General features: G+C 60.6%; 11 protein-coding genes. 1 reads left to right on the top strand and 10 read right to left on the bottom strand.

Annotated elements, in window-relative coordinates; translation table 11 throughout:
* Window positions 1-93: 93 nt before the first annotated feature.
* From rnr to B5G42_RS10780, 8 genes are all read right to left on the bottom strand, one after another.
* The gene (gene rnr, locus B5G42_RS10815; RefSeq protein ID WP_275532442.1) at window positions 94-2,148 is read right to left on the bottom strand and encodes a ribonuclease R; all 2,055 of its coding nucleotides are present in this window, start codon (window positions 2,146-2,148) and stop codon (window positions 94-96) included.
* 91 nt (window positions 2,149-2,239) lie between these two features.
* The gene (gene secG, locus B5G42_RS10810; RefSeq protein ID WP_087189548.1) at window positions 2,240-2,476 is read right to left on the bottom strand and encodes a preprotein translocase subunit SecG; all 237 of its coding nucleotides are present in this window, start codon (window positions 2,474-2,476) and stop codon (window positions 2,240-2,242) included.
* 140 nt (window positions 2,477-2,616) lie between these two features.
* Window positions 2,617-4,389 (bottom strand): ABC transporter permease, encoded by a 1,773-nt coding sequence (locus B5G42_RS10805; RefSeq protein WP_087270173.1) that lies wholly within the window; start codon window positions 4,387-4,389, stop codon window positions 2,617-2,619.
* Window positions 4,379-5,143: an ABC transporter ATP-binding protein gene (locus tag B5G42_RS10800; RefSeq protein WP_087270170.1), complete on the bottom strand. Its 765-nt coding sequence runs from the start codon at window positions 5,141-5,143 to the stop codon at window positions 4,379-4,381. Before B5G42_RS10800 ends, B5G42_RS10805 begins: the two co-directional genes overlap by 11 nt.
* Before the next feature lie 128 nt (window positions 5,144-5,271).
* Window positions 5,272-7,356, bottom strand: a complete 2,085-nt coding sequence (locus B5G42_RS10795) for a 5'-nucleotidase C-terminal domain-containing protein (RefSeq protein WP_087270167.1) — start codon at window positions 7,354-7,356, stop codon at window positions 5,272-5,274.
* Between the two features lie 222 nt (window positions 7,357-7,578).
* Window positions 7,579-8,502, bottom strand: a complete 924-nt coding sequence (locus tag B5G42_RS10790; protein ID WP_087270165.1) for a pseudouridine-5'-phosphate glycosidase — start codon at window positions 8,500-8,502, stop codon at window positions 7,579-7,581.
* A 37-nt stretch (window positions 8,503-8,539) separates the two neighbouring features.
* Window positions 8,540-9,619, bottom strand: a complete 1,080-nt coding sequence (locus B5G42_RS10785) for a PfkB family carbohydrate kinase (protein ID WP_087270162.1) — start codon at window positions 9,617-9,619, stop codon at window positions 8,540-8,542.
* Window positions 9,620-9,687: 68 nt separating this feature from the next.
* Window positions 9,688-10,830, bottom strand: coding sequence for a tyrosine-type recombinase/integrase (locus B5G42_RS10780; RefSeq protein ID WP_087270159.1), 1,143 nt, complete (start codon window positions 10,828-10,830; stop codon window positions 9,688-9,690).
* A gap of 344 nt (window positions 10,831-11,174) precedes the next feature.
* Between B5G42_RS10780 and B5G42_RS10775 the strand changes: the two genes are divergently transcribed.
* The gene (locus B5G42_RS10775) at window positions 11,175-11,582 is read left to right on the top strand and encodes a hypothetical protein (RefSeq protein ID WP_087270156.1); all 408 of its coding nucleotides are present in this window, start codon (window positions 11,175-11,177) and stop codon (window positions 11,580-11,582) included.
* Window positions 11,583-11,641: 59 nt separating this feature from the next.
* Here B5G42_RS10775 and B5G42_RS10770 read toward each other — a convergent pair whose 3' ends face one another.
* Both B5G42_RS10770 and B5G42_RS10765 read right to left on the bottom strand, forming a co-directional pair.
* Complete coding sequence (locus B5G42_RS10770) at window positions 11,642-14,218, bottom strand: S-layer homology domain-containing protein (protein ID WP_162611086.1); 2,577 nt, start codon at window positions 14,216-14,218, stop codon at window positions 11,642-11,644.
* A 170-nt stretch (window positions 14,219-14,388) separates the two neighbouring features.
* Entirely contained in the window at window positions 14,389-15,543 is a 1,155-nt protein-coding gene (locus tag B5G42_RS10765; RefSeq protein WP_087270149.1) for an aminotransferase class V-fold PLP-dependent enzyme, read from the bottom strand.
* Window positions 15,544-15,571: the final 28 nt, after the last annotated feature.

Raw genomic sequence — 15,571 nt, 5'->3', positions numbered from 1 at the left:
CGGCAGGCGTGGGCGTAGGGGCGGGCATTTTGCTGCCGCACCCCGTTAAACCCAATACACAGAGCAATAACACCCCGGAAAGAATACGTTTCATCATCGTTTTTTGCCTCCTTTTCGCCGTTTGGGCAGGTGCATGGCCCGGCGGTTGCCTCCCTTCTTCCGGCGGGACTTTTCTGTCCTGGGCTTCTCCGCCCGCCGCTCCTGCTTGACGACAGGGGTACCGCCGGGGAGGATAAAGTCCACCTGACCGCTCACCGGGTCGGCGGCGGCGCACTCCACCTCCAGGGCCATGCCGAAGGTATACCGGCCGCTGCCGCCCAGCTCCACCAGGAGCAGATGGGCCTGGTCATACTCCCAGGGCCCGCCGGGTAAGGCCTCCACCGGCAGCAGTCCCTCCACGCCCCCGGCCACCGACACAAAGAGGCCGAACCGGGTGACGCCGGACACCACACCGGCAAAGGTCTCCCCAACGTGGCCCGCCATAAACTCGGCCAGATACCGCTTCTCGATCTCCCGCTCGGCCTCCTGGGCGGCCAGCTCTCGCTGGGAGGACTGGACGGCGGCCCGCCCCACGGCGGTGGTCAGCTTCTTCTCCTGTTTATCCAGCGTCCCGTCCAGCAGGGCGGTGAGCACCCGGTGGACCATCAGGTCGGGATAGCGGCGGATAGGAGAGGTGAAGTGGCAGTAATACTCCGCCCCCAGTCCGAAGTGGCCCAGGTTGTCCTCGTCGTACCGGGCCTTCATCAGGGAGCGCAGCACCATCATGGACACCGCCCCCTCCTCCGGCCTGCCCTTGGCCCAGTCCAGGAGCTTCTGGAGGGAGTGGCTGTCGGTCCCCTTCAGGTCGTAGCCCAGAGGGGCCACCATGGTACGCAGGGCCTCCCCCTTCTCGTCGGAGGGCTTCTCATGGACCCGGTAGACACAGGGCTTGTGCAGCCGGCTCAGGTGCTCCGCCACGCACTCGTTGGCCGCCAGCATAAAGGACTCGATGAGCTTCTCGCTCTCCCCCTGCTGCCGCAGGGCCACGTCCACCGGCTTGCCCTCGCTGTCGCAGATTACATAGCTTTCCTTGGTCTCCAGATCCAGGGCCCCCCGGTTCCGCCGCAGCTTCTCCAGCTGCTTGGCCAAAGCCGCCATATCCCGCAGCATGGGCAGGATATGGGCGTACCGCTCCGCCAGGGCGGGGTTCTCCCCCGCCAGCAGTACGTTGCAGTCCTCGTAGGTCATCCGCTCGGTGGAGCAGATCACTGATTTGGTGATAGTGTGGTCCACTACCCCGCCGCTTGCGTCCATGGTCATAATGCAGGACAGGGCCAGCCGGTCCACATGGGGGTTCAGGGAGCAAATGCCGTTGGACAGCTCCACCGGCAGCATAGGCACCACTTGGTCGGCAAAATATACCGAGGTGCCCCGCTCCCAAGCCTCCAGGTCCAGCGGGGAACCGGGGTGCACATAGTGGCTCACATCGGCGATGTGGACCCCCAGCACCCAGCGGCCCTGGTCGTCCTTCTCCAGGCTGACGGCGTCGTCAAAGTCCTTGGAGGAGGCCCCATCGATGGTGATGATGGTCTTGCCCCGCAAGTCCATCCGTCCCGCCAGGGCGGAGGGCTCCACCGCCTGGGGGATGGTCTCAGTCTCTGCCAGCACGGCAGGCGGGAAGGTGCGCACAATGTCATGGGTGTAGAGAATGGCCTCCACGGCACTCTCCCGCCGGTCGGCGGGGCCAAACCGCTCCCGCAGGGTGCCCATGGGGGCGGTCTTGCCGCCGCCGAAGCTGGTCATGGCCACAGCCGCCCGCTCGCCGGGGCGCACCCCCTTCCGCTTGGTGAATACCTGGATGGGGCCGGGCAGGCGGTCGTTGTCCGGTTTCAGCCAGAGGGCGTGGTCCTGCCGCTCCAGCACGCCGGTGACGGTTTTGTTGGCCCGCTCCAGCACCTGGACCACCTTGGCCACCCGTCGGCCCGCCTCTGGGTCCTCCTCGGTGATGCAGGCCGTTACTTTATCTCCATTCCAGGCGCCGCCGTTGGCCCGGGGTGGAATGAAGCAGTCCTCCCCCTCCTCGGGGATCAAAAAGCCGAAGCCCCGGCCGCTGGCCTGGTAGATACCGGTCAATTCCTTTGTCTCTTTCATAGATCGTTCCTTTCTGATTCTGGTGTTTCTGGTTTGTATTATACCCCTTTTTGCCCCAGGCGCAACAAAAAACGCCCTTCCGAAACCGGAAGGGCGTTTTTTCGCATTCTCAGATCAGGCAGATGACAAAGGTGAGGATCATGAATCCAATGGCCACCCACTTGGTCATCTTGGCCAGCTTGGCGTCCCAGCTCTTGGCCTTATTCTTGGCCATAAAGGTGTCGGCAACACCGGCGATGGCACCGGACAGGCCGGCGCTCTTGCCGGACTGGAGCAGCACCACGGCGATGAGGAACAGGCAGGCCGCCACATCGATAATGCTCAGAATCAGCTTGGTGTAATCCACGCTACATCGTCCTTTCGGCCCCGTCAGCGGGGCAATGTGCACTCTATTTGGCGCAGGCCTCCCGCGCCTTCTCTCATACGTAAAATTGATAATAGCACAAAACAGGAACGATTACAAGTGTTTTCTCATTTTTTCTGGCATTATATCTGACTGCGCAGCAGCCGTCGGCTGCCCCAGCAGGTGGCCAGGAAGTAGCCGCCGTACACCGCCACCAGCAGCAGGGCGGTGACAGCGCTGGAGGCAGCGGCATCCACCTTGCCCACCTCGGCAATGACGGCATTGGCGGCGGTCATGCCCACCACGGCATGGATCAGGGCCAGAGCCAGCGGCAGGAAGAAGGCCAGAAACACCTGGATATCCACCGACCTGCCCCGCATCCGCTCGGACACGCCCAGCCGGGACAGTACCCGGTAGCGCTGGGCACTGTCGGCGGCCTGACTGAGCTGCTGGAGGGCCAGCACCGCCGCCGAGGCCACCAGGAACACCACGCCCAGGTAGAGTCCGATGAAGAGCACCAGCACTTTGGTACCCATCAGGTCCATCCAGGTGGACAGCTTGGTGGTATAGGAATAGCCACCGGTATCCTTCAGACCGCTCACCGCCGCCAGGAAAGCGTCCTCCCCCTCCTGTCTGTCCCCGGCATAGTCGGCCAGGAAGTACCAGCGGGACATAGACAGCCCCTCCGTTTCCCGGGACACCAGCCAGACGCTCCAGTCCTCCACAAAAGAGCCTGCCTTCTCCTCTCCCCAGGCAGCCGCATAGGCATCGTAGTCGGTCTGGAGCATACAGGAGCGCCCACGCTCGTCCTGATACATGGGGAAGGTGATCCAGCGACTGCACTGCTGCTCTGGATCGAAGCCCTCCGCCGTCAGCAGTGCGGGCAGATCCATGGTCCCCCCATCCTCCTCCGGCCAGACAGACAATTCCACATCCTGGGGCACGGTCTGGTCCGCCATCTGAGAGACGGTGTTGTTCAGTCCTACAGAGGTGGCGGTGATGCCGATGGCCAGCAGCAGCATGAGGCAGATCACCGTCATGGACCGGTAGGTGGTATTGATATTGGCGTTGAACTGCCGCAGGATGAACAAATTCAGATTTTTATAATAGAGCTTCTTGCTGGTCTGGCACAGACGCAGCAGGAAACCGGACAAGGCCCGGAAGAACAGCAGGGTACCCAGGCTGCCCAGCCCGATCATTACCCAGAACAGTTCGTCCACCCGCAGCAGGCCCCGGGTCAGCAGCATGGTGTAGGCCACGGCCAGCAAAACGCAGCCCACGAGAAAGAGCACCACCGAGACGCCCAGGCTGCGCACCTTCAGCTCCTGGTTCACCCGCCGGGCCCGCAGCAGGTCAATCAGCTTCCGCCGGGATATGGTAAATGCGTGGTAGAACATCACCAGCAGGAAAATAGCCGCAAAGGCCAGCACCGTCTTGCCGATAGCAGGGAGAGAGAGGGAAAAGGCAAAGTAGGTCATGGGCACCGCAAACAGCCCCGCGGTAAAGAGGGACAGGGCCTGGGAGAGCACCACACCCAGCGCCAGCCCCACCGCCAGCGCCGTCAGAGCAATGACGGCGGTCTCCGCCAGCAGCAGCCGGGCCACCTGCCAGCGCTCCATGCCAAGCATCAGGTAGGTGCCCAGCTCCCGGGACCGGCGGCGGACCAGAAAACCGGAGGCGTACAGGATGAGGAAGGCCAGCACCACCCACACAAAGACTGACAGGATGCCGATGAGCTGCTGAATAGCTCCCACAATGTTGGCCCGGGGGTGCTGGGCCAGATAGCGGATCACACTCTGGGTCTCCAGAGCGTTGAACACATAAAACAGGCACACGCCGAAGGCCACGGTCAGGAAGTACACCCCGTAGTCCCGGAAGCTGCGCCCTACATTCTTGACAGCCAGCTTAGAGAACATCGTTTTGGTCACCTCCCAGCTCAGTCACCACGCCGATGATTCGCCAGAAAAAGTCTCTGCGGTCCAGATCCCCCCGCTCCAGCTGTGCAAACACCGCCCCGTCCCGCAGAAAGAGGATGCGATGACAGTAGCTGGCGGTAAAGGCGTCGTGGGTAACCATCAGGATGGTGGCCTCACACAGTTCGTTCATCACCTCGAACCGCTCCAGCAGCAGCCGGGCGGACTTGGAGTCCAGAGCGCCGGTAGGCTCGTCGGCCAGGATCAGGGCCGGTCGGGTGACAATGGCCCGGGCGGCGGCGGTGCGCTGCTGCTGGCCCCCCGACATTTGATAGGGGTATTTGTTCAGGCAGTCGGTGATCTCCAGCAGCTGGGCGGTCTCCTGCACCAGACGCTCCACCTTCTGAGGCGGGGTTTTGCGGATGGTGAGGGCCAGGGCGATATTTTCAAAGGCGGTGAGGGTATCCAGCAGGTTGCAATCCTGAAACACAAAGCCCAGCCGCTCCCGGCGGAATTGGGAGAGTGCCTTCTGTTTTAGAGCGGTAATGTCCTTCCCCTCCACCCAGATGTGGCCCGCCGTAGGGGTATCAATGGTGGAAATGCAGTTGAGCAGGGTGGTCTTGCCGCTGCCCGACGGGCCCATGATGCCTACAAATTCCCCTTTTTCCACCGAAAAATCCACATGGTCCACCGCATGAGTGACCGTTCCTCTGCCATAATCCCGGCACAGTCCTTCTACCTTCAGAATCTGCTCCATCTGTATGCCTCCTTTGCTTCTGAAGATAGTGTACCAGCATCATCTTAAAAATTTCTAAACGCCCTCTTACCGTTTTATGAAAGAAAAACGGACGCCCCCCAGGGCGTCCGTTTCATCCGAAATCCGGTTCAATCCAATGTTTTTAAAACTTCCATGGTGCGCTGGACCTCCGCCCGGGTCATGGTGGCAGAGGGTTGGAACTGGCCGTTCACCGGCTCCAGCAGACCGTTGCGGAGGCAGAAATCCACCGCCGTCACCGCCCAGCCGGAGACAGAAGCCCGGTCGGACAGGGCGTTGACAGCCGAACCATCGGTGGTCAGGTCCAGGCCTTCCGCTCTGGCGTAGTTATAAAGCATGGCTGCCGCCTGCTCCCGTGTCACTTCCATCTGGGGCAGGAACATACCCTTGCCGTCTCCGCTGACGATGCGCTTTTCCGCGGCCCAAACCACCGCGTCGCTTCCCGTCACATCCGCAAAGGCCACATTGGCCCCGGGCTTGGGCTGGCCTGCCACCTCATAGAGCATCTCCACAAAACCCAACCGGGTCATGGGACTGTCCACAGCACCGGCGTATACCGCCCAGGTGCTCTCCCGCTGCGGTACAACAGCCCCGGAACGGGAAGTAAACGCGGTCAAAAGGGAGGCCATTGTTCCGCCGGTGGCAGCATACTGCATATCGGCTGCGGCGGACCACAAAATGGTGCAGGAGGGGAACTCGTCGTCATACAGATGAGACTCCTCCAGAATCACACGATAGGTGCGATCCCCCTCCACCGGCTGGCCCTGCCAGGTCAGATTGACCACCCGCTGGCCAGGCTGGCCGCCTACATAAAGCTCATAGTCCATACCATACAGGAAATCGGCGTCCTGCCCACCGGTCACCCGACCGCTCTCATCCACCTGGTACCGCCCGGCACAGACCTCCAGCCATGCCTCCAGCTGGGCGCCGGTCAGTTCCACCATCACCACCGGACTGTCTCCGCTGGCCAGGGTAGCACAGTCCCTCAGGCTCAGGGCACGGGCTCCGCTGCCGCTGCTGCTCTGCTCCGGCAGATATCCAAGGCTTCCGTTGGTAATCAGGGCCGCATCCGCCCCTGAGGTCCACAGCATAGCCCGGGCAACCAGATCAGCCGCCTGGGTCTGCCGGGTAGCACTGGCAGTGGTCTCCGTCCAGTTGCCGGACAGGGTCCCTGCGCGCTGCTCGGCGCGGGCCTGCTGGGCCTTCTGGCCGTCGGCCGTGGCTTGGGCCAGCGCCGGATCATTTTCATAGTCGCTCAGTCGCAGCAGCTGGCTCTCGCCGATCACAGGAGTACCGTTGTCAGAGAGAATCACCTCGGTACGGGTCAGGGTGGTTCCGCCGCTGCTGACCCAGGACACCATCTGGCCATCCCGATTCTCCAAAGTGCCCATATCCGCCTGGCCGTGGCCGCTCACCAGCAGGTCAATCCCTGCGGTTTGGGCGGCAAACTCCTCCAGCGTCTCCTGGTCTGCGTGGCAGCATACCACTACCAGGTCGCAATTCTGCTGCTCCAGCTGGGGCCAGATCCAGTGGTTCCACTCCCAGGCATAGCTCATGCCGGTGTTGTCCGTATGGCCGAACTTGCTGTCACTATAATAGTAAGAGGGCAGAGACTGGGGCACCTCCAAAGTGCCCAGGCCCACCACTGCGATCCGGATCTCCTTGCCCTCCAGCTGGCGGGTATAGATGTGGTAGGGCTGGGCAGCGTTCTGTCCGCTCTCCCCGTCCATCCAGTCGGCGGAGATCAGTTTCACCGGCGTACCCTGGCCGTTTTCTTGGGTCAAATCCCGGAAAAAGGCGGCCCGGTGGCCCTGCCCCAGCCGGAACTCCTCCACGCTGGGGATCAGTCCATCATAACCGATGGTACGCAGAGCCAAAGCGGTGTCGGCGGCACTGCCGCTGACCAGGGTATTGGCCACCGCATCCCCGCTGTCCAGCAGCAGCGCGCTCTTCACGGTCTGACGCTCCTCCGCCATGGCGGAAGCTACCTTCAAATAGCTGTTTTCTTCCGTTTGTCCGGTCATGGGATCGGTCTCTCCTACCCGGCCCGCCATATCTCCTGTGGTATAGATCGCCAGGGCAGGCGCCGCCTCAGCAGGTGCAGGTTCCGCAGCCCAGGCGGCCGTAGCCGGCAGAAGCAGCAGCGCCAGCAGCGCCGCACCCAGCCGGCGAAACAATATGGATTTCCGTGCCATTAAGATCGCCTCTTTTCTCCCACATGGGGCACGTTCCTCCGGCACAAGGCCGGTAATCTGGTCCAAGTATTGTCGTTTTGTTTATTATACGTCCAGGCAGAGGCGGATTCAACGCATGGCAGGTGAATGTAAACAAAAAGAAATATTGTTACAATTCCTTTTCTTGAAGCAAAAAAGAACGCCGCATATGCGGCGTTCTTTTGCGTGAAAGAAAGGGAAAACTCAGCCCATGGCGCACAGCTCGGCGGCGGTGCGGGCAGCCAGACGGGCGTTGTTGAATACCAGCTGGATGTTGGAATCCAGGCTGTCGCCGCCGGTGAGTTCCTTCACCTTGGCCAGCAGGAAGGGGGTGGTGGCCTTACCGTGGATGCCCTGCTCCTTGGCCTGCTCAATGGCCTCGTCGATGGCCTTGTTGATGACGTCGTGGTCCATGGCAAACTCCTCGGGGATGGGGTTGGTCACCAGCATACCGCCCTTCAGGCCCAGCTCCTGGGAAGCGTGGAAAGCGGCGGCAATCTCCGCGGGGGTGTCCATGCGGTAGTCCACCTCGAAGCCGCTCTTGCGGGTGTAGAAGGCGGGCAGCTCCTTGGTGCCGTAGCCGATGACGGGTACGCCGTGGGTCTCCAGGTACTCCAGAGTCAGGCCCAGGTCCAGGATGGACTTGGCGCCGGCGCACACCACCATCACGGGGGTGGAAGCCAGCTCCTCCAGGTCGGCGGAGATGTCCATGGTGGTCTCGGCGCCCCGGTGGACGCCGCCGATGCCGCCGGTGGCGAAGATCTTGATGCCGGCCATATGGGCGATCATCATGGTGGTGGTAACGGTGGTGGCGCCGTCGGCCTTGCGAGCCACCAGCACAGCCAGGTCACGGCGACTGGCCTTGGTCACAGCCTGGCCCTGCTTGCCCAGGTACTCGATCTCCTCTGCGGTAAGACCGGCCTTCAGGCGGCCGCCCAGGATGGCGATGGTGGCGGGCACCGCGCCGTTGTCCCGGATGATCTGCTCCACCTTCAGAGCGGTCTCCACGTTCTGGGGATAGGGCATACCGTGGGAGATGATGGTAGACTCCAGGGCCACCACGGGCTTGCCCTCGGCCACGGCCTGGGCTACTTCAGGGGCTACGTCCAGATACTTGTTCAGATTCATTGCAGTTACCTCCATATGAAATCAGTTGTTTTTATGCTTATGCTTCCATCCGGTCTCTGAGCAGTCGGGCGCTCATAGCCGGGTTAATGGTCTCGGCGCTCTCCATGGCGATGGCTCCCGCTGCCATGGCGGCTTTGGCAGTGCCCTCCAGATCGGTACCTTCCAGGTAGGCCCAGGCAATGGCCGCCATCCCTGCGTCGCCGCAGCCGGTGGTGTTCACCATCTGACCGGGACAGCAGGGCACATGAACCCGCCCGTTGTGGTCGGCGGCCAGCACGCCCTCCCCGCCCAGGCTGATGAATACCCGCCGCAGACCGGTGTCCAGCAGGACGTCCGCCGCCCGGTTCAGGCTGACCTCGTCGATGATGGTCACCCCGGAGAGCAGTTCTGCCTCCATCCGGTTGGGCTTGAGGGTGTGGAGCTTGCCCAGCACCGGCCGCAGCTTCTCCGCCTTGGCGGTGGACACCGGGTCGGCAAAGAGGGGCAGATGCAGGTTGTCCGCCAGCCAGGCAATGGACTGAGCCGGAATATTGGTATCCACCACCACCAGCTGGGCGTTTTGCAGCAGGCGGCTCCGCCCGGCCAGAAAGGCCGGGGTCATATGCTCATAGATCTCCATATCGCTCACTGCCAGGGCCATATCCCCCCGCTGGTCGGCGATGAAGAGATAGGTGGAGGTGGCTCCGCCAGGCACCGTCAGACACTGGCTGATGTCGATGCCCAGCTCTCCGCAGCTGGCGGCAATGCGCTGGGCGTTCATATCGTCCCCGAAGGCGGTGAGCAGCCGCACATCCATCCCCAGCAGCGCCATGTTGTGGGCAATGTTGCGGCCTACGCCTCCCAGACTGGTCCGCACCTGTCCGGGGTTGGAGTCCGCCGGCACCAGCTTGCCGAAGGACCGGCCACCGATGTCCAGGTTCACTCCTCCCACCACCACTGCGTAAGGAGCGGTACGGACGATGTAGCCCTTTCCGGCGATGTGTCCCTGCTTCATCAAGTTGGAGATATGCACCGCCGCCGACGACCGGGTGATACCGGCCTTTTCCGCCAGCTCCTGCTGGGAGATCAGGGGGTTTTCTTCGATCCATTTCAGGATCTGCCGTTCCCGCTGGGTCATTGGGCACCTCCTAAACTTTTATCTTCTCTCTAATCATATGCTTAGATACCAGGTTTGTCAAGCCCAATTTAGCCTGCCGCGATACGGGAGGCTACCGTGTTGAGCACCTCCTGGTGGGTCTGGTCAAAAATGTGGGTATAGATCCGACCGGTGATGGACACATCCTTGTGTCCCAGGGCTTTGCCGATGTCCACCAAAGGAATGCGGGCGCTGTTGGCCAGGCTGGCAAAGGTATGTCGCAGGCCATGGACCGTGATGGGCGGCAGGCCGTGCCGCTCCACAAAGGTGCGGAAAGACCAGGTCACCATATTGGGGTGTCTGGGTTCTCCCTTGTCGTCGGTCAGTACATAGCCGCTGTCCACATAGTCCGGCTGGGTGGCCGCCCGCTCTGTCTGCTCCCGCCGGATGCTGTGGAGCAGATTGGTCAGGTCCTCCAGTCCGGCGATGCCCAGGGTACGGATGGAATTGCGGGTCTTGGGTTCCTTTTCCACCACCTGGTCTCCCGCAGTGGTGCGGGTGACCCGGATGCGGATCACATAGTGCTCAAAATCCACGTCAGTCCACCGCAAACCGCAGATCTCCCCCCGCCGCAGGCCCAGGTAGGCCCCCAGCTTGACCACCAGCTCCAGCCAGGAGTCCTCCACCTCCCGGAAGAGATCCCGCAGCTGTTCCGGGGTGTAGTAGAACTGCCGGGTGGGGTGCTCTCTGGGGGCCTCCACCCGCTCCACCGGATTCTCCCGCAGGATCTTCTGCCGGAAGGCCAGCTGGAGGGCGGTGTGGAGCAGGATATGGTGCTTGTGGACGCTGTTGGAGTCCAGACGGCCCTCCCGCATTTTTTCGGCGTAATATTTCTGGATGTGCCACGGCTCCAGCTGCCGCAGGCGGATGCGGCCCAATGCGGGAACGATGTGGTTTTTGATGAGTGCTCGATAGCAGTAATAGGTGGTATAGGCCCGATTGGGGGCAATGACCTCCTCCAGCCAGTACTCCAGCCACTCCGCCAGGGTCAGGCGACTGGAATCACAGAGCACCCGTCCGCCCAGCCCCTTCTGGAACTGTTCCAGGGCCAGTTCCGCTTCCGCCAGATCGGTAAAGGTGCGTACTCTTCGGTCCCGGTGTCCATCGGCATTGGTGCCGTAATTGAAGCAGACGTAGTACAGCTGCTTTTGATCGTCATACGCCAGGTTCTTTTTGATCGTCTTTCTTGCCATTCCAACTCCTCCTCAGTGCACCATATGATGGTCGAACAGTGTCGTATCTTGTATTTTGTCAGGGATCGTTTCAGCCGTCAACGGTTCTGTACTGGAGGTTTCAGTTATGTTTTTGCTCTGATTTTGGATGCCCAGTGGATATCAGCAGCTGTTTCCAGGGGCTGAACAGCTTGGGCTGCAACGGCTTGCCGGTTTTTTATGATGACTTCCATTCCTCCATGGATGTCTTTTTGCCGATGCAACAAAATGCCCCCAACCGCAGAACGGTGGGGGTGAAATAGAATATAAAGCGCCGGGCGGCACCGCAGCGGTAAGCCCCCCAATCAAAACAAGGAGGAATGTGTATGGCAAACTATACGGAGCATTATCAGCTGCATCAGTGGGAAGGGTCGGACCCCTTCCTGCGGACAGACTTCAACGAGGACTTTCAGAAGATCGACGAGGCGCTGGGCGGGCTGGCTGTAGAGCGGATCGCACAGGGCAGTTATGTGGGTGACGGCACCAATGACAGAACAATCCAGCTGCCCTTTTCTCCAGAATTTGTAATTGTATTTGGCCATTATTGTTCTGGTCCATACGATAACTATATGCTGTCTATTATTACAGAGGAGGACAACCGTTTTATCGCTTCCTCTGATTGCGGCGGGGGACTGGGATATAATCTGCTGCTAAAGGATGATACACTAGAGGTAAAAAATGCGTCATATAATAATACTACAGGCAAAATAGTCCGGTATATTGCAATACACTAAAAAAGGGTTCCTCCGGTATAACCGGAGGAACCCTTTTGCCCAATATCTAGATTCAGATATTAGTCACGGAAAATGAAGACGGTCTCAACATCGTTGGTGAGAGTGCCGTTATCGGTCTTCAGGACGAAGAAGCCGACGTTATCGTTGATCTCAGACAGATCACCGTCGATGTAAACCACAGCGGCATTGGACACGTCGTAGTAGTGACCAGTGCTGCCCATGGTCAGCATATCGCCGGTAGCAGTCAGACGGCCATAGCCATACTTGGTGTTCTGGAGAGTGTCGTTGTTGTCCTGCTGACGCAGCAGATCGTTATTGGCAACAGTATTCTCGCTGGTGTACTTATACAGGCCAACGGTAGAGCTGCCAGAGGTGGCGGGAGTCAGCTTAGAGGTGGCGGTCAGATCGATGGTGCTGCCGTCAGCCAGATAGCCGGTGTAGACGTACTTCTCAGTGTTGCCATCCAGGATGGTGCTGTACTTGGAAGCGTCAATGAAGGCATAGTCGCTAGACTCGGCCACGACGCCGTTGGTCACGGTGTCGAACACGATGCTGGCGGTGCCCACGGTGTTGGAGCTGCCGGACACAACAGCCTTATAGCTGTCCAGAGCGGTGGAGCCCAGGTTGGAGGTGCCGGTAACGACCTTGGCGGTCTTGGCATCGTCATCATAGATCACGATGGTGACATCCTTGTTCAGCAGGACGGTACCCTTGTCGCTGCCGACGGAGGTCTCGTTCTTCAGGATGCTGTCGCTGGCCTTGTAGTTCACCAGAGTGGTGCTGCCGTCAGCCAGAGTGGTGCCCAGAGTCTCCAGGGTCATGACGTTGCCGTCCAGAGTGTAGCCATAGACGCCGGTGGTGACCAGACCGTTAGCAAAGCCCTGAACAGTGCTGCTGCTAGTCACGTCGATCTGGGTGTTGGTGCCCTTCAGGTACCAGTTGCCGCTCTTCTTCTCGGTAGCGACCTGGTACACGCTCACGGTGCCGTCAGCCAGGACAGCGCGCACCTCCACATAGGGGGTCTTGCCGTCGATGCTGGAATCCAGGCTGCCGTAGGCGCTCACGATGTAAGCGTAGTCGGTGGAAGCAGCGCGAGCGGTGGACTTCACAACATAGCCATACTGATCCACATAGTAGGTGTTGTCAGCCTTGTTGCTGTTGCCGAAGTCAGAGATGGACAGGTAGCTGCTGGCGTTCTTCTTTACGCCGGTAGCCACGGTGTAGGTCTCGCCCTCAACAGTGATGGTGTTCTTGCTGGTGTTGTAAGCAGACTGAGCACCGTTGAAGGAGGTGGTGGTGTAAACATAGAGCTTGTTGTTCTGCAGGGTAAAGGTAACAACATCGTCCACAGCAACCTCACCATTCAGCACAATGGTGTCGGTCTTGTCAGGATCGGCGTAGTTTACCTTAGCGCCAGCGCCGTTGCTGATGGTGTAGGTCACGTCGCCATCCTTGTTGGTGGAAACCTTGGTAACCTCACCCACAGTGTAAGTGATCACGATGACGTCAGTGACCTTCTTATCGCTGTCAGCAAAAATCTCAACCACCTTGCCGTTGTCGGTCAGAGCCTTGACAGCGGGCACGATAGCAGCATTATTACCCAGATCCAGGTCACCCACAGCAGCGGGATCGCCGGTCACGGGGGTAGCCTTGTCAATAACCTTGGTGTAGGTATTGTCAGAGTTCTTAAAGCTATAGCCCTTGATGGCCTTCAGCACGTCATCCTCAGAAGTGGCAGCAGTAAAGACAACGGAGGCCTCCTGTGCAGCGGTGTACACATCATCGTTGTTCAGCTTCCAGGCATAGTCGGCAGCACGACCAAAGTCATCGGGAGTGCCACCCTGCTTGGTCAGGTCGGAGAAGTACTTCTCGCAGAACTGCTGATAGCCAAGGCCAGCAGCATCGGTGGCACGGCGGTCATAGTTGTTGCTCAGGGTCTCGCCAGCAACCTGCACAGCCTCGGCAGGAGTAGCGCCAATAACGATCTTGCTGCCGTCAGCGTTGGTGATCTCGGTGCCCTTGTTGGCATACTTCACCATGTTGGCGGACAGAGTCTGGAAGGCCATCTGAGCAGCGTCCTGACGGGACAGATCGTCGGTCAGCACCAGACCCTTGGGGGCAATGCCAGCCTCGATGGCGTCGCCAGCCACGTTGATGGTCCACTCGTTGCCGGTGTACTTCTCGATGGCGGGATCATAGCCCAGAGCAACCAGCAGCATCTTGGCGAAAGCAGCGCCGGTTAGCTTGCCCTCGGGGAAGAAGTGACCCTGGCCGTCGCCAGCCAGGATGCCCAGGTTCACGCAGTAGCCGATGTAGGGAGCGGACCAACGGTCAGCAGCCACGTCGGAGAACACAGCGCCGCTGGTAGCCAGCTTCTCAGCGTTCTCGGTGCCCAGGAGCATATAGCAGATGATCTTGGCAGCCTGCTCACGGGTCAGGATGGAGTTGGGCTGGAAGTCGCCCTTATCGCCGCCCTCGAGCACGCCCAGAGCGACCATAACGTCGACAGCCTCAACATTCTTGATCTCACTGGCGTCAGTGAAATCCTTGCTCGCAGCGCCGGCGCCCACGACCATCATGCCCATGAGCATAACGGAAGCCAGACCCAGGCTGAGAACACGCTTGAGGTTTCTCATTTGGAATTCCTCCTTATTTGATTTGACCATGAGGAGGGAACATCCTCTCCATGAGTCTGGCATAATGATAATCCATCAAATCCGTTCCGTCAACACCCCCGGCGGTTTTGTAACACAAGCGTAATCTTCCGGCCAGGCTGTACCGGCGGAGGAAAGGAACGGGGTGCGGGTTAGTCCAGCAGCAGCTCGTATACCGCTCCCTGGACATAGTCGATCTCTTCAAAGGTGGTGAAGGGGCCCACGGAGAAGCGGACCGCCCCCTGGGGGAAGGTGCCCAGGGTCTGGTGGGCCACCGGGGCACAGTGAAGGCCGCAGCGGGTCTGGATGCCGTACTCCTGCTCCAGCCGGAAGGCCATTTCCCCATTGTCCGCCTTCAGAAAGTCAATGGACACCACCCCGGTGCGGTTGGCGGGGTCGTCCGTACCCAGCACCCGGATGCCGTCCTCCTCCAGCTCCATAAGCCGGGCCCACAGGTGTCCCGCCAGCCTGTGCTCCCGGATACGGAGGGTCTCCCCCTCCTGCTCCAGATAGTCCAGGGCCGCCCCCAGGCCGAAGATGCCGGGCAGGTTGAGGGTCCCCGCCTCAAAGCGGTCGGGCAGGAATGCGGGCATCTCCAGAGATTCCGACATACTGCCGGTGCCGCCGGAGAGCAGCGGGTCCAGCTCCGCCGCCAGAGCGTCGGTCACCACCACCCCGCCGATGCCCTGGGGCCCCAGCAGGCCCTTATGGCCGGGGAAGGCCAAGCCGTCGATGCACATGGAAGCCATATCCACCGGGATGGCCCCCAGGGTCTGGGCGGCGTCCACCAGAAAGAAGATCCCCCGCGCCCGACAGAGGGGGCCCACCTGCGCGATGGGAAATAGGGTTCCTGAAACATTGGAGCCGTGGCAGAGCATGACGGCCCGGACGCGGCCGGTCAGCTTCTCCTCCAGCCCATCCAGAATCAGCTCCCCCCGGTCCGTACAGGGCAGGTACTCCACCACAACGCCCTGCTTCTTCAGCTGCTCCAGGGGGCGGAGGACGGCGTTGTGTTCCATGGGGGAGGTGAGCACCTTATCCCCCGGCCGGAGCAGACCCTTGAGCAGCAGATTGAGTCCGGCGGTAGCGCCGGCAGTAAAGACCACATTGCGGGGGCCAGGGCCGTTTACCAGAGCATTGAGTTTTTCCCGCACCTCCAGCACCCGGCCGGCGGCGTCATAGGCCTGCTGATAGCCCCCCCGGGCGATATTGCAGCCGATGTTGGTGATAAAATCGCTCATAGCCTCCCCCACACCGGGGGCCTTGGGGTAGGATGTGGCGCCGTTATCCAGATAGACGCTGCGCATGGCAGGTTCCTCCTGTCTCTACGTTATT

Source organism: Flavonifractor sp. An91, from assembly GCF_002159225.1.
Taxonomy (GTDB): domain Bacteria; phylum Bacillota; class Clostridia; order Oscillospirales; family Oscillospiraceae; genus Flavonifractor; species Flavonifractor avicola.
The sequence above is the reverse complement of the archived record's forward strand: the minus strand, read 5'-3'. Positions and strand labels throughout refer to the sequence as shown.